At 74.3% G+C, this 15,853-nt stretch carries 14 protein-coding genes; 7 read left to right on the top strand and 7 right to left on the bottom strand.

Annotation, left to right across the window (positions count from 1 at the left end):
• Window positions 1-7 precede the first annotated feature (7 nt).
• The 4 genes from NP064_RS02110 (at window position 8) to NP064_RS02125 (ending at window position 4,195) form a co-directional block, all read left to right on the top strand.
• Window positions 8-814, top strand: coding sequence for an ABC transporter ATP-binding protein (locus NP064_RS02110; RefSeq protein WP_227568164.1), 807 nt, complete (start codon window positions 8-10; stop codon window positions 812-814).
• A gap of 109 nt (window positions 815-923) precedes the next feature.
• Window positions 924-1,436: a hypothetical protein gene (locus NP064_RS02115; RefSeq protein WP_227568163.1), complete on the top strand. Its 513-nt coding sequence runs from the start codon at window positions 924-926 to the stop codon at window positions 1,434-1,436.
• Window positions 1,437-1,544: 108 nt separating this feature from the next.
• Window positions 1,545-2,879 carry an MFS transporter gene (locus NP064_RS02120; RefSeq protein WP_227568162.1) on the top strand — a complete coding sequence of 445 codons (1,335 nt, stop codon included), beginning with the start codon at window positions 1,545-1,547 and terminating at the stop codon, window positions 2,877-2,879.
• A 92-nt stretch (window positions 2,880-2,971) separates the two neighbouring features.
• Complete coding sequence (locus NP064_RS02125; protein WP_227568161.1) at window positions 2,972-4,195, top strand: MFS transporter; 1,224 nt, start codon at window positions 2,972-2,974, stop codon at window positions 4,193-4,195.
• A 43-nt stretch (window positions 4,196-4,238) separates the two neighbouring features.
• Here the strand turns inward: NP064_RS02125 and NP064_RS02130 are convergent, their stop codons facing one another.
• Window positions 4,239-4,556: a PGPGW domain-containing protein gene (locus NP064_RS02130; RefSeq protein WP_227568160.1), complete on the bottom strand. Its 318-nt coding sequence runs from the start codon at window positions 4,554-4,556 to the stop codon at window positions 4,239-4,241.
• 108 nt (window positions 4,557-4,664) lie between these two features.
• Window positions 4,665-5,636 carry an AEC family transporter gene (locus NP064_RS02135; protein ID WP_227568159.1) on the bottom strand — a complete coding sequence of 324 codons (972 nt, stop codon included), beginning with the start codon at window positions 5,634-5,636 and terminating at the stop codon, window positions 4,665-4,667.
• 266 nt (window positions 5,637-5,902) lie between these two features.
• On the opposite strand from NP064_RS02135, the gene NP064_RS02140 reads away from it, so the two are divergent.
• The 3 genes from NP064_RS02140 to uxaC are packed head-to-tail and all read left to right on the top strand — an operon-like array spanning window position 5,903 to window position 10,303.
• Window positions 5,903-6,697: a 3-ketoacyl-ACP reductase gene (locus tag NP064_RS02140; protein WP_227568158.1), complete on the top strand. Its 795-nt coding sequence runs from the start codon at window positions 5,903-5,905 to the stop codon at window positions 6,695-6,697.
• 16 nt (window positions 6,698-6,713) lie between these two features.
• Entirely contained in the window at window positions 6,714-8,840 is a 2,127-nt protein-coding gene (locus tag NP064_RS02145) for an FAD-dependent oxidoreductase (RefSeq protein ID WP_227568157.1), read from the top strand.
• 35 nt (window positions 8,841-8,875) lie between these two features.
• Window positions 8,876-10,303, top strand: coding sequence for a glucuronate isomerase (uxaC, locus tag NP064_RS02150; protein ID WP_227568156.1), 1,428 nt, complete (start codon window positions 8,876-8,878; stop codon window positions 10,301-10,303).
• Between the two features lie 242 nt (window positions 10,304-10,545).
• Here the strand turns inward: uxaC and NP064_RS02155 are convergent, their stop codons facing one another.
• From NP064_RS02155 to NP064_RS02175, 5 genes are all read right to left on the bottom strand, one after another.
• Entirely contained in the window at window positions 10,546-11,478 is a 933-nt protein-coding gene (locus tag NP064_RS02155) for a sugar phosphate isomerase/epimerase family protein (RefSeq protein ID WP_227568155.1), read from the bottom strand.
• On the bottom strand, window positions 11,475-12,635 hold the full coding sequence (locus NP064_RS02160) for a Gfo/Idh/MocA family protein (protein WP_227568154.1): 1,161 nt from the start codon (window positions 12,633-12,635) through the stop codon (window positions 11,475-11,477). Before NP064_RS02160 ends, NP064_RS02155 begins: the two co-directional genes overlap by 4 nt.
• Window positions 12,636-12,729: 94 nt before the next feature.
• Window positions 12,730-14,220 (bottom strand): mannitol dehydrogenase family protein, encoded by a 1,491-nt coding sequence (locus NP064_RS02165; protein ID WP_227568153.1) that lies wholly within the window; start codon window positions 14,218-14,220, stop codon window positions 12,730-12,732.
• Between the two features lie 129 nt (window positions 14,221-14,349).
• Entirely contained in the window at window positions 14,350-15,024 is a 675-nt protein-coding gene (locus tag NP064_RS02170; protein WP_227568152.1) for a DUF998 domain-containing protein, read from the bottom strand.
• Between the two features lie 73 nt (window positions 15,025-15,097).
• A complete protein-coding gene (locus tag NP064_RS02175) occupies window positions 15,098-15,772 on the bottom strand; it encodes a TetR/AcrR family transcriptional regulator (protein ID WP_227568151.1) in 675 nt (224 codons plus the stop codon).
• Window positions 15,773-15,853: the final 81 nt, after the last annotated feature.

Consider the following 15,853-nt stretch of genomic DNA (forward strand, 5'->3'; position numbering starts at 1 on the left):
AGCCACCATGCCTCGCATCGGAACAGAACGGCCGCAGCACCCCGCCGCGATCAGCGTGCAGGGCCTCGGCAAGCGGTACAACGCGAGCGACGCCGTGCCCGCGATGGCCGGCGTGGACCTCGAGGTCGCCGAGGGCGAGCTCATCACCGTCGTCGGGGCCAGCGGCTGCGGCAAGAGCACCCTGCTGCGCATCCTCGCCGGTTTCGAGACGGCCACCGAGGGCGTGGTGACCATCGCGGGGGAGCCGGTGGACGGCCCCGGCCCTGATCGTGGCGTGGTGTTCCAGGACTACGGGCTGTTCCCGTGGCTCACCGTCGCGGAGAACATCGGCTACGGCCCCAAGCAGAAGCGGTACTCGTCCGCTGTCGTCTCGGAGCGGGTGGACGCGCTGCTCGAGTCTGTCGGGCTGACGCGCTTCGCCCGCAAGTTCCCCGGCGAGCTCAGCGGCGGCATGCAGCAGCGCGTCGCGATCGCGCGGGTCCTCGCCAACGACCCGGCCGTGATGCTCATGGACGAGCCGTTCGGCGCCCTGGACGCGCTCACCCGCAGCTCGATGCAGCACGAGCTGAGCCGCATCCACCGGGAGACCGGCACCACGGTCCTGTTCGTCACGCACAGCATCGAGGAGGCCGTGGTCCTCGCCGACCGCGTGGTGGTCATGGCGGGCGGCGCCTCGCACGGCGTCCCCGGTCACATCCGCGAGATCGTGCCCGTGCCGCTCGGGCCAGGGCGCGACGTCACGAGCCCCGAGGTCAATGACCTCAAGCGGCACGTCTCGGCGCTGGTGCACCAGGGCAACGAGGCCGCGGCCTGACAGAGGAGCGGGGGCAGCCGGGGCCCCGGCGCGCCGCGCCGCGTGATGTCCCCGCGACGGTTTCCGCCGGGTGCAGGATGGACGGCGGAACCGGACGAAAGGGGTGAGCATGACGACGTGGACGACGGGACGTGCGCGCAGGGCCGGGAGCGGCGCGGCGGTGCTCTGCGCGGTCCTGCTCGGCGCCGGGTGCGCGACTGACGACGCGGTGGTCGTGGGGGCGGGACCCTCCACCGCGGCGTCCTCATCGGGCCCGACGGGAGCCCTCAGCCAGTCCGCGGCCCCCAGCCCCTCGGGTGCGCCCGCGACCCCGGATACCCTCGCGGAGTCCTGGTCGAGCGACCCGGCCGCCGAGACCCTCGTGGCCCGGGCGGAGCAGCCGGACAGGCTGCTGGTCACCACGCTCGGCAGCTCCACGTGCCCTGAGCTGCCGGTGGACGCGACGTGGGACGCACGCCGCACGTCCCTGCGGATCGCGGCCGCCCACGATCAGGGCGTGGACCGGCCCTGCACCATGGACCTGGTGCCGACCACGAGCGTCGTGCCGATCGAGGGGCTGCCCGACTACGAGTTCACGGCGACGGTGAACGGCGAGGCGATCACCGTCCCGCCGGTGGGATAGCCCTCCCTCCCTCGCAGGTGAGACGGGGCGCCGGCGCGTTGGATCAGCCTCGAGCCTGGCTAGCATGGCGGCCATGCCCGCTGCCGCGCCGTCCCTCCCGTCGCACGCGTGAGGCGGGCCGCGGACCGGCCGGCGCTGACGTACACCGCGACCCGCCGCGCCTGCTACACCGGGTTCGTCACCCAGGCCGTCGTCAACAACCTCGCGCCGCTGTTGTTCATCGTCTTCCAGACGTCTTACGACGTGCCGGTCGAGATGCTCGGGCGGCTGGTGCTGCTGAACTTCGGAGTCCAACTCCTCACCGACATCGTCGCGGTGCGGTTCGCCGATCGGATCGGGTTCCGCATCCCGCTGGTGCTCGCCCACGCGCTCGCCGTGCTGGGCCTCGTTCTGCTGGCGGTGGCCCCGGCCATCGCGCCGTCGCCGTACGCCGGCCTGTGCGTCGCCGTCGTCGTGTACGCGATCGGCGGCGGCCTGCTCGAAGTGATGATCAGCCCGGTGGTCGACGCGCTGCCCAGCCCGCAGGAGGGCAAGGCCGCCGCGATGAGCCTGCTGCACTCGTTCTACTGCTGGGGCCAGGTGGCCGTCGTCGGTGGCACCACCGCGGTGCTCGCGATGACCGGGTTCGGCTCATGGCAGGTGCTGCCGCTGATCTGGGCCGTCGTGCCCGCCGTCAACTTCGTGCTGTTCCTCCGGGTGCCGCTGCCCCCGACGGTGCCCGAGGAGCACCGCATGTCGCTGCGCTCGCTGTTCGGGGCCCCGGCGTTCCTGTGCGCGCTGGTGCTGATGATGACGGCCGGAGCCGCGGAGCTGACCATGTCGCAGTGGTCCTCGTTCTTCGCCGAGACGTCGCTCGGGGTCACGAAGGCCTGGGGCGACCTGGCCGGCCCGGGCCTGTTCGCTGTGCTCATGGGCATCGGGCGGATCGTCTACGGGTTGTGGGGCGCGCGCATCCCGCTGGCGCCCACGATGATCGGCGCCGGCTCGCTGTCGGTCCTGTGCTACCTGGTCGCGACCCTCTCGTCGAGCGCGGTGGTGAGCCTCGCCGCGTGCGCGGTGTGCGGCCTGGCGGTGAGCATCATGTGGCCGGGAACGTTCAGCCTGGCCGCGGCACGGTTCCCGTGGGGCGGCGCGGCGATGTTCGCGGTGCTGGCGGTCATGGGCGACCTCGGGGGAGCCGTGGGGCCGTGGCTGACCGGCGTCGTGGCCGATGCGACGAGCACGTCCACGGGCGCCCTCGGCTCGCTGGCCGCGGTGCTGCCCGGCGACGGCGGCTCGGGCCTGAGGGTCGGGCTCCTGGGCGCGGGCGTGTTCCCGCTCGTGCTGGTGGTGTGCGCGATCGCGTGGACCGTCCTCGCGCGCCGCGGGTCCGTGTCGACGGCAGTGCTGGCCGATGACGCGGCGAGCCAGGCGGCTGGCGAGGTGGCGGCGCCGGGGCGCTGACGGCAAGCCGGCTCCGGCCTCCGGGCACGGCGGGCCGTCCATGGAGTGGAATTTGGCGGGCCGTGGCAGCGCTCCCCCGATACGGTCCGCGCATGCGCCCACCTGTCCCGGTCGGGATCCTGCCCGCCGTCGAGCCCTCGTTGCGCCACCAGCGTTGGAGCGTGACGTTCCTGTTCACGCTCGCCGGGCTCGTGATCGGCGGATGGGCGTCCCGCGTGCCCGACGTGAAGCTCGCGGTGGGCGCCAGCTCAGCGACGTGGGGCGCGGTCAACATCGCCTCGGCTGTCGGGGTGCTCGGGTCGATGCTGCTGGTCGCCGTGCTCATCGTGCGGGTGGGCCCGAGAAGGCTGTCGCTCGTCGCGGCGCCGTTGGCGTTGCTCGCCCCGGTGGTGAACGCGTTGGCGGACCATCCCTGGCAGCTCGCGCCCGGCCTGCTCGTGCACGGGGCTGCCCTCGGGCTGCTGCAGGCGCCGATGAACGCCCAGGCCGTCGCCGTCGAGAAGGCCTACGGGCGCCCGATCCTCACGTCCTTCCACGCGTGCTTCAGCATCGGCGCGCTCACCGGCGCGCTCCTGGCCGCCGGCGCCGCGGCGATGCACGTGTCACCGTTCCCGCAGTTCGCGCTGACGTCGTCGCTCCTGGCCGTCGGCCTGGTCCTCGCGGCACGGCGGCTGCCCGCTGACCCGCCGCGCGCCACCGGCGGACAGGCCGGCCGGGCGCAGCTGGTGGACGGCATGGCGCTGCTCGCGGTGATGGCCTTCCTCGCGCTCTTCGCCGAGGGTGTCTCGGCCAACTGGAGCGCCATCTACGCCCGGGAGTCGGTGGGAGCCCTCGGGGCGTGGCCGGCCGCGACCTACGGCGGCTTCGCCCTGGCGATGGTGGTGGGCCGCCTGTTCGGCGACCGGGTGCGCCACCGCGTCGGGACGGAGCGGATGCTGGTGGGGAGCGGTCTGCTCGCAGCCGCCGGGGTGGGGCTCGCCCTGGCGACGCACACCACCGTCGGAGCGATCGCCGGGTTCGCGATCGCCGGCCTCGGGCTGTCCTCGATCGTGCCCACCATCTACAGCCTCGCGGGGAGCCTGCCGGGCCTGCCGCCGGGCCGCGGGGTGGCGCTCGTGGCCCTCGGCGCGTGGCCGGCGCAGCTCATCGCGCCACCGCTCGTCGGCGGCGTCGCCGAGCTCACCGGCCTGCGCACGTCGCTGCTCGTGGTCGTCGCCTGTGCGACCGCCGTCGCGGTGCTCGTGGCGGTGCGCAGGGGACGGCTCGTCCCGCCTGCGGGCCGGGCTGACGCAGAGGTCGAGGCCGCCCGCGGCTGAGGGGATCCTCCGCTGGGGGAGCCCTGGGCGGCGGCTCCCCGGCTCAGGCGTCGGGAGGCGGGCTGCTCGTGTCGCGGCGGCCGAACAGCCGCCGCACCGCGTTCCACAGCCGCAGGGCACTCGCGTTCATCCGGCCCAGCAGGGTGGCCGCCCAGGTGAACTCCGCGGCCAGCACGGCCACCCCGGCGAAGATCGCGAGCCAGCCGGGGCCGGGGAGCACCAGCATGGCGATGCCGGCCAGGATCAGTCCCGTCCCGATCACGGCCACGACGATCCAGCGGAGCGGCCCGGGCAGCGAGGACACGGCAGACCTGATCTGTGCGGGCAGCCCGCCCTCAGGCGCGCGGTCGGAGTCGGTCACACCCCGATCGTGCCAGTCCTGCCCGCCGCGCACAGCGTCGTCCGCCGAGAGCGGAGACGAGCGTGTCGGGGCGGTCAGAGTGGGTGCGGGGAATGTGGCGGTGGCCGCTCAGCCCAGCAGCGCGGTGATGACCAGCAGCGCCGGCGCCGCCAGGACCGTGGTCACCAGCCCGGCGTCGCGGGCGAGGGCCTGCCCCCGGCCGTACTGCATCGCGTAGACCAGCACGTTCTGCGCCGTGGGCAGCGCCGCCATCGCCACCACGGCCAGCAGCGCCTCGCCGGTGAGCCCCAGGAGCGTCCCGGCCAACCAGGCGAGGGCGGGGCTGACGACGCTGCGCAGCGCAACGACCAGCACCAGGTCGCGCCGCGGCGCCCGCTCACGGGTCAGCCGGGGAGCGGCCAGCGACATGCCGAACGTCACGAGCGCGAGCGGGGCCGCCGCGGCGCCGACCAGGCTGAACGGCCCGTACAGCACCTCGGGCAGGTCCCAGGGCAGGGCGGCCACCGCCAGCCCGGACAGGGCGCCGACGATGATCGGGTTGCGCGCAGTGCGGATCACGATGTCCCGTGCGATCCGGGTGACCGGCGGCCGCACCCGGATGGCGCCCTGGTCCGTCGTGCTGTCCTGGGCTGTGGCGGCAGCGCGTGCGTCGAGCACCGCGAACGCGATGGGCGCGAGGATCAGCAGCTGGTACAGCAGCGGGGGCACGACGGCCACCGCGTCGCCCAGCAGGTACACCGCGAGCGCGAGCCCGAGGTTCCCGGCGTTGACGTAGGAGGCGGCGAGCGTGCCGACGGTGGCCTCGGCGGCGGGCCGCTTCCACAGGCCGCGCAGCACCGCCACGGCGGTGACCGCCACGAGGGTGGTGCTGATGGCGGTGGCGAGCGCCGAGCGGGACAGCAGCAGGTGCAGGTCCGCGTGCGCGACGGTGACGAAGAGCAGGCAGGGCGTCGCGACGGTGAAGACGATGCGGGCCAGGACGGCCGGGGCATGCTCGCCGAGGGTGCCCCTGCGGCCGAGGACCCAGCCGAGGGCGATGATCGCGCCCATGGTGCCGAGGGCGGTCAGGACGGCGCTCATCGGGCGCTCGCGGGGCGGGACGCCGGGTTGCCGCCGCGTCGTGCTGGGCGGGGGAGGGGCGTGGCCGCCGCGTGCCGGCACGCCTCTGACATGCGCTGATCTTCCCACGCCGCCGGCGCCCGCTGCGGCGGCGGTGGCGGCGCGACCTCCACGGCGCGGCTGGAAAGCGCTTGCCCGACGAGCCTGCGACGTGGCACGATCACGGTGGTGCGCACAGCGGCGCACCTCGTCGGGCCTGGCCCGGCGCAGGGCGGAAGGGGGCGGCGATGCGGCCGGTCGCACTGGTCACCGGGGGAAGCCGCGGCATCGGGCTCGGCATCACGCAGCGCCTGCTGGCCGACGGGTACGCCGTCTCGATCCTCGCCACGCGGCAGGAGCCAGTCGAGCTGCTCGACGACCTGCGGGCCCTCACCCAGGACGAGAAGGCGGTCCGCTACGTGCGGGGCTCGGTGGCCGACCCCGCCGACCACGCGCGCTACGTCGACGACGCCGTGGACGCCTGGGGGCGGCTCGACCTGCTGGTCAACAACGCCGGTGTGGCGCCCCTGGAGCGGGCGGACCTGCTCGACGCCACGCCTCAGAGCTTCGACCGCGTCCTTGGCATCAACCTCCGCGGCCCGTACTTCCTCACCCAGGCCTTCGCCAACCGCGTCATCGCGCTGCGCGGGGCGCTCGGGGCCGGCGTCGACCGGCCCGCCAACCCGGTGGCGACCATCGTCAACGTCTCCTCGATCTCCGCGACCGCCGTGTCCACCAACCGCGGCGAGTACTGCGTGTCCAAAGCGGGCGTCGCCATGGCGACCCAGCTCTTCGCGGTGCGCCTCGCCCCCGAGGGGATCGTCGTCTACGAGGTGCGGCCAGGCGTCGTCGCCACCGACATGACCGCCGCCGTCACCGAGAAGTACGACGCCCTGCTCGCCGGTGGTCTGGCCCCCATCGCCCGGTGGGGCAGGCCCGCCGACGTCGCCGGCGCCGTCTCGATCCTCGCCTCCGGGCAGACGCCGTACTCGACGGGCGAGGTCTTCCACGTCGACGGCGGCATGCACATCCCCACGCTCTGAGCCCAGGAGGACCGCCATGAGCCACGACGCCCCCGCCCACGAGCCGGAGACCGTGCGCATCGGCGGTCACGACGTGCCCGTCGTCACCGCCAACACCGTGGTGGTGGGCACCGGCTCCGCGGGGTTCTGCGCCGCCGACCGGCTGTGGGAGTTCGGCCAGGACGACATCGTCATGGTCGCCGACAAGATCGGCGCCGGGGCCTCCCGCAACGCCGGCTCCGACAAGCAGACCTACTACAAGATGACGCTGTCCGGCGGTGACGGGGACTCCGTGCGGGAGATGGCCCAGACGCTGCACTCCGGCGGGGCGATGGACGGCGACAACGCGCTCGCCGAGGCCGCGCTCTCCGCCCGCGGATTCCTGCGGCTCTGCGAGCTGGGCGTGCCGTTCCCGCAGAACCGCTACGGGGAGTTCATCGGCTACAAGACCGACCACGACCCCCGCCGCCGGGCTACGTCGGTGGGGCCGTACACCTCGCGCAGCATGGTCGAGCAGCTCGAGAAGAAGGTGGCGCGCAACGGCACGCGCGTCTTCGACGACTGCCGAGTTGTGGACGTGCTCACCCGCCCCCGCGCGGACGGGGAGGGTGTGGAGGTCGCCGGGCTGCTCGTGCTGCGCACCGACGTGCCGCACGACGGCGCCGCGTCGCCGTTCCAACTGTTCCGCTGCGCCAACCTCGTCTATGCCACCGGCGGACCGGCCGGGCTGTACGCGACCCGGGTGTTCCCCAACGGCCAGTGGGGCGCCTCCGGGGCCGCCTACCGGGCGGGCGTGCACGGCAAGAACCTCACCGAGTGGCAGTTCGGCCTGGCGTCCATCAAGCCGCGCTGGAACGTCTCCGGCACGTACATGCAGGTGCTGCCCCGGTTCGTGTCCACCGATGCGGACGGCGGCGACGAGCGCGAGTTCCTCACCGAGGCGATCCCCGACTACGGCCGGCAGCTCTCTCTGATCTTCCTCAAGGGCTACCAGTGGCCCTTCGACATCCGCAAGGCGCTCGACGGGTCGTCGCTCATCGACCTGCTCGTCTACCGCGAGACGGTGCTCCGCGGGCGCCGGGTGTTCCTCGACTTCCGGCGCAACCCCGTCCGGGACGACCTCGACGCGTCGGCGCTGTCGCCCGAGGCGCACGAGTACCTGGACCGGGCGGGCGTGCTGTTCGGCACCCCCATCGAGCGGCTGCGCCGGATGAACGCCCCGGCCTACGACTTCTACCTGCACAAGAACCCGTACGTGGACCTCGAGCGGGAGCTGCTCGAGGTGGATGTGTGCGCGCAGCACAACAACGGCGGCCTGGTGGTCGACGCGTGGTGGCAGTCCAACGTCGCCGGGTTCTTCCCCGTCGGGGAGGCCGGCGGCGCGCACGGCGTGTACCGGCCCGGCGGGGCGGCGCTCAACAGCGGGCAGGTCGGGGCGACCCGGGCCGCCCAGTACATCGCCGCCGCCCGTGCGCACGCGCCGGTCGACGCCGACGAGTTCGCCGCCGTCGCCGCGCCCGTGCTCTCCGCCGCGCGCGGCCTCGTCGAGCGCGCGACGGCCCGCACCGCCGCAGGAGCCGCTGACAACACCGGCGACCTGCTGCGCGCTGTCGGCGAGCTGATGAGCGCCAAGGCCGGCCCCGTCCGCTCGGCCGAGTCCATCCACGAGGCGCTGGTCCAGGTGCACGAGTGGCTGGCCGGCTACGACGACCTGGTCGCCGCCGACGCCGGGTCGCGGCGCGCGGTGAACCGCACCTTCCTGGTGCGGGACATCCTCACCACCGCCTACGTGTACCTGTCAGCGATGGCCGACTACCTGGGCCACGGTGGCCGCTCACGGGGGTCGGTGCTCTACACCGACCCCGCCGGATCGCTGCCGCGCGTCGGGCACGGGCCGGACGCCCAGCGCGAGCTGGACCTGCCGGAGGTCTTCCGGTTCCGGCTCGACGGCGGCGCGCTCGACGGCGAGGTGCAGGAGGCGGCGTGGCGCCCGCCCGGCGACGCCCAGCTCGACGGGTGGGCTCCCGGCGGCGGCGAACGGGCGGCCAAGGACCCGGCCGGCCACGCCCTGTTCAGGTGGCGTCCGGTGCGGCCCATCCCCGAGGACGACGACTTCTTCGAGAACGTCTGGCGCGACTACCGAGAGCACAAGAACATCTACTGACGCGCTCCGCGTCCGCGGAGCAGAGGGAGACACGCATGACTGAGCCGTGGACGCTGCACCCCGATCGTGCGCTGCCCGCCGACCCCGGCGTGCGGAGCATCGCCCGGCAGGTCTACGCGCAGACGGCCGACCTGCCCATCGTGTCGATGCACGGGCACGTGGACGCGCGCGTGCTCGACGAGGACCAGCCGTTCGGCGACCCCGCCGAGCTGTTCGTCATCCCCGACCACTACCTGGTGCGGATGCTCGTCTCCCAGGGAGCCGGCAACCACGAGTTGGGCGTCCCGGCGCGTGCCGGTTCGGGCGTGGAGGTCGAGCAGGACCACCGCGAGATCTGGCGGCGGTTCGCCTCGAACTGGCGCCTGTTCCGCGGCACCCCCACCCGCTACTGGCTGGAGCACGAGCTCGTCGAGGTGTTCGGGGTGGACACCCGGCCGTCAGCGAAGTCCGCCGACGCCATCTACGACCACCTGCTCGACGCCCTGGCCCGCCCAGAGTTCCGGCCCCGCGCGCTGTTCGAGCGGTTCCGCATCGAGACCCTCGCCACCACGGACGCCGCCACCGACGACCTGGCCCACCACACGTCCCTCGCCCGGCAAGGCTGGGGGGAGAAGGTGGTGCCCACGTTCCGGCCCGACGCCCTGGTGCACATCGACCGTCCCGGCTGGCCCGCCGGGGTCGCCGAGCTCTCCCGGGTCAGCGGTGTCGACGTCGACGGGTACGACGCGTTCATCGTGGCGCTCGAGCAGCGCCGGGCCGTGTTCCGCGCCGCGGGCGCCCGCGCCACCGACCACGGGCACGTCAGCGCCGAGGCCACGCCGCTGGCCGACGAGGACGCCCGCCGGATCTTCGCGGCGGCGCTGCGCGGTGAGGCCACCGCCGCCCAGGCCCAGGCGTTCAGCGGCCACATGCTCGTCGAGATGGCGCGCATGTCCTCCGAGGACGGCCTGGTCATGCAGCTGCACCCCGGCGTGCTGCGCGACCACGACCCGCACATCGCCGGCGTCTTCGGGCCGGACACCGGCTTCGACATCCCTGTGCAGGTCGAGTACACCCGCGCCCTGCGCCCGCTGCTCGAGCGGTTCGGGCGGCACCCCGGGCTGCGCCTCGTGCTCTTCACCATCGACGAGACGGTCTACTCCCGCGAGCTGGCGCCCCTCGCAGGCGTCTACCCGGCGGTGCGGCTCGGCGCCCCGTGGTGGTTCCTCGACAGCCCCGACGGGATGCGCCGCTTCCGGGACGCGGCCACCGAGACTGCCGGCTTCTACAACACCACCGGTTTCGTGGACGACACCCGCGCGTTCGCCTCGATCCCCGCCCGCCACGACCTGGCCCGGCGCATCGACGCCGGGTACCTGGCGCGGCTCGTGGCCGAGCACCGGCTCGACCTCGACGAGGCCCTCGAGACGGCGGTCGACCTGGCCTACGAGCTGCCGCGCGAGTCCTACGCGCCACCGGTCTAGGCGGCGCCGCGCCAGCGGGCGGGTCCTCTGGGACAGGGGGCCGGGGGAGGGGCGCGGTTGCTCCGAACGTGGTCAGGCGTCTGCCCGGGGTCGGGACCAGGTCAACGCGTACCGCCACAGCGGCAGCCGACGCCACCGCACGCCGGGCAGGTGGTGCAGGTGGTGGTTCCAGCGCCCTTGGTCCGGCATGTCCGACAACGTATCGATCGGCGGCGCCGATCAGGGCCGCAAGGCCGCGGTGGTCAGCCCAGGTGGGGCAGGACGTGGCGGGTGTAGCGCTCGGCGAGGGTGGCGACGGTCTGGTCGCCGGGGGTGTCCCAGATGCCCTGGTGGAAGATCTCGACCTCGACGTCGCCGGTGTACCCGGCCGCGGCGACCCACCGGGTGAGGGTTGCGAAGTCGATGTGGCCGTCGCCCACATGCCCGCGGGAGAGGAGGGCGTCGGCCGCGAGCGGGAGGGTCCAGTCGGAGACCTGGTAGGACGCCAGGCGGCCCTCGGCGCCGGCGCGGGCGATCTGCCGCTGGAGGTCGGGGTCCCACCACACGTGGTAGGTGTCGACGACGACGCCGACGGTCTCGGCGGGGAACGGCGCCGCGAGGTCGAGGGCCTGGCCGAGGGTCGAGATCACCGCGCGGTCGGCGGCGAAGACGGGGTGCAGCGGCTCGAGGACGAGGCGGACTCCGTGCTCGGCGGCGTGGGGGGCGAGGTCGGCGATGCGGTCGGCGACGCGGGCGCGGGCGGCGACGACGTCCCGCGCGGGGTCGGCATCCGGTGCGCCCGTGGTGTCGCCGGCTGGGTACGGCAGCGCAGGTCCGCCGGGCGCGCTCGACGCGGGCAGGCCGCCCACCACGAGCACCAGCTCGCGGGCGCCGAGGGTCGCGGCCTCGACGATCGCGGCGCGGTTGTCGGCCAGGGCGGCCGCGATCCCGGCGTCGTCGTCGGCGGTGAGGAAGCCCCCGCGGCACAGCGAGGACACGCGCAGCCCGGAGGCCTCGACGAGCCGCGCGGCCTTGTCGAGCCCGACCTCGTGGACCCGGTCCCGCCACAGGCCCACCGCGCCCAGCCCGCCGCGCACGGCGCCGTCGAGCGCCTCCTCCAGGGTCCACGCCTTGGTGGTCGCGGTGTTCAGCGACAGCCGGGCGAGCGGGGCCTCTGGCGCGGCGGGGGTGGTCACAGCGTGATCTCGGGGATGTCGAGGCGGCGCCCCTCGGCGGAGGACTGGAGGCCCAGCTCGGCGAGCTGCACGCCGCGCGCCGCGGAGAGCAGCCCGAAGCGGTGCTCGCGCCTGGCCACCACGTCGCGGAGGAACTCCTCCCACTGCGCCTTGAAGCCGTTGTCGAGGTCGTCGTTGGCGGGGACCTCCGCCCACTGGTCCCGGAAGGACTCGGTGACCGGCAGGTCGGGGTTCCACACCGGCTTGGGCGTGTGCGCGCGCTGCTGGGCGACGCACCGGTTGAGCCCGGCGACGGCCGAGCCGTGGGTGCCGTCCACCTGGAACTCCACGAGCTCGTCGCGGTAGACGCGCACCGCCCAGGAGGAGTTGATCTGCGCGATGACGGGCTCGCCCGCCGGGCCGTCGACCTCGAAGATGCCGTACGCGGCGTCGTCGGCGGTGGCCTCGTACTCCTGGCCCTGCTCGTCCCAGCGGGTGGGGATGTGGGTGACGGCCTTCGCGGTGACCGAGCGGACGGGCCCGAGGAGCCCTTCCAGCACGTAGTTCCAGTGGCAGAACATGTCGACGGTCATGCCGCCGCCGTCCTCGGCGCGGTAGTTCCAGCTGGGTCGCTGGGCGGGCTGCACGTCGCCTTCGAAGACCCAGTAGCCGAACTCGCCGCGCAGCGACAGCACCCGGCCGAAGAACCCCTCGTCGACGAGCCGGCGCAGCTTGACCAGTCCGGGCAGGTAGAGCTTGTCGTGCACGACGCCCGCGGTCACCCCCGCGTCCCGCGCGAGGCGGGCGAGCTCGACGGCCTGGTCGAGGGTCTCGGCGGTGGGCTTCTCGGTGAAGATGTGCTTGCCGGCCTTGATCGCCGAGGTGAGCGCGGCGGCCCGGCGGGAGGTGACCTGCGCGTCGAAGTAGACGTCGACCTCGGGGTCCGACAGGACGGCGTCCACGTCGGTGGTCCACTGCTCCACGCCGTGCCGATCGGCGATCTCTCGGACCTTCGCCTCGTTGCGGCCCACCAGGATCGGCTCGATCTCCACGCGGGAGCCGTCGGCCAGCTCGAGCCCGCTCTCGCGCAGCGGGAGGATCGAGCGGACGAGGTGCTGGCGGTAGCCCATCCGCCCGGTGATGCCGTTCATCGCGATGCGCAGGGTGCGGGACGTCATGGTCTCTCCGGAGGCAGGTGCGACATTGGGAATGCGCTTTCCAGCGTAGGCGCGCGCACAGAGCGACGTCAAGGATTGGGGCGAGGGAAGTCGGTCAGCGCGCGGGGACGGGGCCTCGCTGCAGGTCCCGGACGCCCGCGCGCACCTCCGCGCGGAAGGCCTCGGAGCCGGCGACCTCGGCGGGGAAGACCTGGCCGAGGTCGAGCAGCCGGTCGGCGAGCCCGTCCGGGGCGCCCGAGACGGCGGCGCGCAGCACGTCCGCCATCGGGTCGTCGAGGGTCCCGTCGTCGCCCGCGCGAGCCACGAACACGGCCCACGCGGCGATCGCCCGCGCAGCGGCCCGAGGCGTCGCGCCGGCGGCCAGGCGGTCGGTCACCGTGCCGAGCAGCCGGATGGGCAGCTTCTGCGAGCCGTCCATCGCCACCTGGATCGTGGTGTGCCCGGTGTTCGGGTTCGCGAACCGCTCGAGCACCGACTCCCGGTAGGCCTCCAGGTCCAGCCCGGCGGGCGCCGACAGCGTCGGGATCACGTCCTCGTCGATGAGCGCCCGGGCGATCGACTCGAGCTCGGGATCCGCGACCGCCTCCGCGATGGTGCGATGGCCACGCAGCGCGCCCAGATAGGCCAGCGTGGAGTGCGTTCCGTTGAGGATCCGCAGCTTGGCGCGCTCGAACGGCTCGACGTCGCCGGTGAGCGTCGCGCCGGCCAGGTCCCAGCGCGGGCGCGGGCCGGCGAAGTCGTCCTGCACCACCCACTGCGAGAACGGCTCGCCCACCACCAGGCCCTCGTCCTGCAGCCCGAGCAGCCCGGCGGCCTCCGCGCGGTGCGCCGGGCTGGTCGCGGGGACGATCCGGTCGACCATCGTGGCGGGGAACCGCACGGCGTCCTCGACCCACCCCGCGAGCCGCTCGCCACGCGGGCCGGCGGCCGCGGCCACCGCGAGGACCAGTGCCCGCACGGTGGCGCCGTTGTCGACCATGTTGTCGCAGCACACCACCGTCAGCGGCGCCCCGCACCTGCCCCAGCGCAGGGCCAGCCCGCGCACCAGCAGCCCGATCGGGGTGCGGGAGGGCTCCACCACTCCCGTCGGCCCCTCGAGCTCGGCGCGCAGCGCCGCGACGTCGGCCGCGACTCCCGGATCGGCCAGGTCGGGCGCGCCCGAGGCGGTCCGCCGGTAGCCCTTCTCGGTGACCGTGAGCGACACGATGTGCGTGGTGGGCGCCGCTATCCCGTCCAGGACGGCGCCGGTCTCCTCGCCCGGGAAGGCCACCTGGCGCAGGGAGCCGACCACCCGCAGGGAGGTGCTGCCATCCCCCTTGGTCAGCACCCCGTAGAGGCCGTCCTGCGGGCGCAGCTGCTCGACGACCGTGGCGCTGCGCTGGGTGGCCCCGAGGATGCCCCACCGGGTGTCGCCGGTGGCGGCGAGCGCGTCCTCGGTGAACACCGCCTGGTGCGCGCGGTGGAACGCGCCGAGGCCCAGGTGCACGATGCCGATCTGCAGGCCGCGCGGATCGTGCGCGGGCCGGAGGGCGGCCCCCAGGCCGTCGAGGGCGTCGAACGAGAGGCGCTGGCGGGAGTCGGTCATGTGGTGGGTCCTCCGGCGGTGCGTACTGGGCTGCGGGCGGCGGGGCCGGTCGGAGCCGCGGAGCACGTCCACGTGCAGGGCCGGCGAGGCGAGGGTGCGCCTGGATGACGCAGTATGCCCGGTGAGCGCTTACCGCGTCGCCGCTCGGGGCAGTCTCCACGGCCAGCGGCGCGCCCGGACCCCCGCGGACGCGGCGACCGCCGTCGCGGCGCCGGGCGCCGGGCCGGTGCGCGCGGCCACCACGACGACGAGCGGCCACAGGGCCTGCGTCACGGCGAACGTGCGCTCCGCGAGGCCGGTCAGGGAACCCTTGCCGGGGGTGACCCGCTGCATCTCGAGCGCGTACCAGGCTGCCATCGCGGCCATGCCCGACGCGGCGACGAGCCCGGACCACGGCGCCAGGCGGCCGATCCCCGCCGCATCCCGCGCGACGGCAGGCCAGGTCGCGAGCGCGACGAACGCCACCCCGGCCGCGGCGACGTGCGCGGTGTGGGCGTCATCGACGGGCAGCAGGCCCAATCCCACCGTCGCGAGGCCGCCGATGCCGAGCACCAGGCGCCCGGCCCGTGGCACCGGCCTCAGGCCGGCGGCCGTCACGACATGCGCTAGGCCGGTCGCCGCGAAACCGCAGGCGGCGATCTCCGGCGAGACCGCCGCCCGGGCGGCGAGCCAGCTGATCGTGTCGCGCACCGGGGAGTAGCCGTCCTGCAGGGACGCGGCCACGGTCCAGCTTCCGATCATCGCGACGGGCGCCGTGGCGGCCGAGGCCACGGCCCATCCGGGGATCTCGCAGTCCCGCCCCATGGATCGACTGTAGGTCGGCGTGCCACGGCCCGCGCGGGCCGGCATCCCGGGGTATCCCGGGGTGGCTCGCGGGTCAGGGCGCGGACGGCTCCGCGGGCAGGGGCGTCAGCAGCCGGAGCATGCCCTCGCGGATGAGCTCGTCGGGGAGCGGCGCGACGCCGCTGAGCGACAGGAAGGCGATGCCCTGCTCGAGGGCGGCGAGCAGGGTGCCGCGCTCGGCGGGCGGGATCGGGTCGTCCGCGGAGCCGCTGTTCGCGAGGGCCGCGTCGGTGTAGAGCGCGAGCATGCGGCGCATCCGAGACTCGAGCTCGGGGGTGAGGCGGGGGTCGCGAGCGGCGGTGGCGATGAACTCGAGGCTCGCCAGCGAGAAGCCACGAGCCTCCGCGAGCCGGGCCTCTCCGTCGTGCTCCGGCGCTGTGTCCGCGGCGCAGGCGCCGGTGTGCGGCGCCGCGGCGGACGGCAGACCGGCGTCGTGGCCGATCTCGTCGGCACGGGCGAGGTCGGCGTCGATCACCGCGAGGAAGAGCGCGGCCTTGCCGTCGAAGTTCGAGTAGACGGCGCCCTTGGAGTAGCCGGCCTCGTGGGCGATGACCTCGAGCCGGGCCCCGTGGTACCCGTCGCGGGCGAACGCCGTGCGCGCTGCGGAGACGAGCGCCGCCCGGGTCTGCTGCTGGCGTTCCCCGCGTGTCGGCGGGAGGGTGTCGTGAGGACGGGCAGGGCGGGGCGCGTTGTGTCCCGGCGTCGGCATGCCCCGATCGTACGACGGGCTACCCACAGTACTGAGATACCGCTAGTATCCAGAAACTCAAAGTATGTGAACGGACGGGAG

Origin of the sequence: Cellulomonas chengniuliangii, assembly GCF_024508335.1 — a bacterium.
Lineage (GTDB): Bacteria > Actinomycetota > Actinomycetes > Actinomycetales > Cellulomonadaceae > Cellulomonas_A > Cellulomonas_A chengniuliangii.

Bases quoted from the DNA above. Each gene is read 5' to 3' on its own strand.
- NP064_RS02165 (WP_227568153.1), bottom strand. From the start codon at position 14,220: ATGACCGACTCCCGCCAGCGCCTCTCGTTCGACGCCCTCGACGGCCTG.
- NP064_RS02145 (WP_227568157.1), top strand. From the start codon at position 6,714: ATGAGCCACGACGCCCCCGCCCACGAGCCGGAGACCGTGCGCATCGGC.
- NP064_RS02140 (WP_227568158.1), top strand. From the start codon at position 5,903: ATGCGGCCGGTCGCACTGGTCACCGGGGGAAGCCGCGGCATCGGGCTC.
- NP064_RS02135 (WP_227568159.1), bottom strand. From the start codon at position 5,636: ATGAGCGCCGTCCTGACCGCCCTCGGCACCATGGGCGCGATCATCGCC.
- NP064_RS02160 (WP_227568154.1), bottom strand. From the start codon at position 12,635: ATGACGTCCCGCACCCTGCGCATCGCGATGAACGGCATCACCGGGCGG.
- NP064_RS02115 (WP_227568163.1), top strand. From the start codon at position 924: ATGACGACGTGGACGACGGGACGTGCGCGCAGGGCCGGGAGCGGCGCG.
- NP064_RS02125 (WP_227568161.1), top strand. From the start codon at position 2,972: ATGCGCCCACCTGTCCCGGTCGGGATCCTGCCCGCCGTCGAGCCCTCG.
- uxaC (WP_227568156.1), top strand. From the start codon at position 8,876: ATGACTGAGCCGTGGACGCTGCACCCCGATCGTGCGCTGCCCGCCGAC.
- NP064_RS02110 (WP_227568164.1), top strand. From the start codon at position 8: ATGCCTCGCATCGGAACAGAACGGCCGCAGCACCCCGCCGCGATCAGC.
- NP064_RS02170 (WP_227568152.1), bottom strand. From the start codon at position 15,024: ATGGGGCGGGACTGCGAGATCCCCGGATGGGCCGTGGCCTCGGCCGCC.
- NP064_RS02175 (WP_227568151.1), bottom strand. From the start codon at position 15,772: ATGCCGACGCCGGGACACAACGCGCCCCGCCCTGCCCGTCCTCACGAC.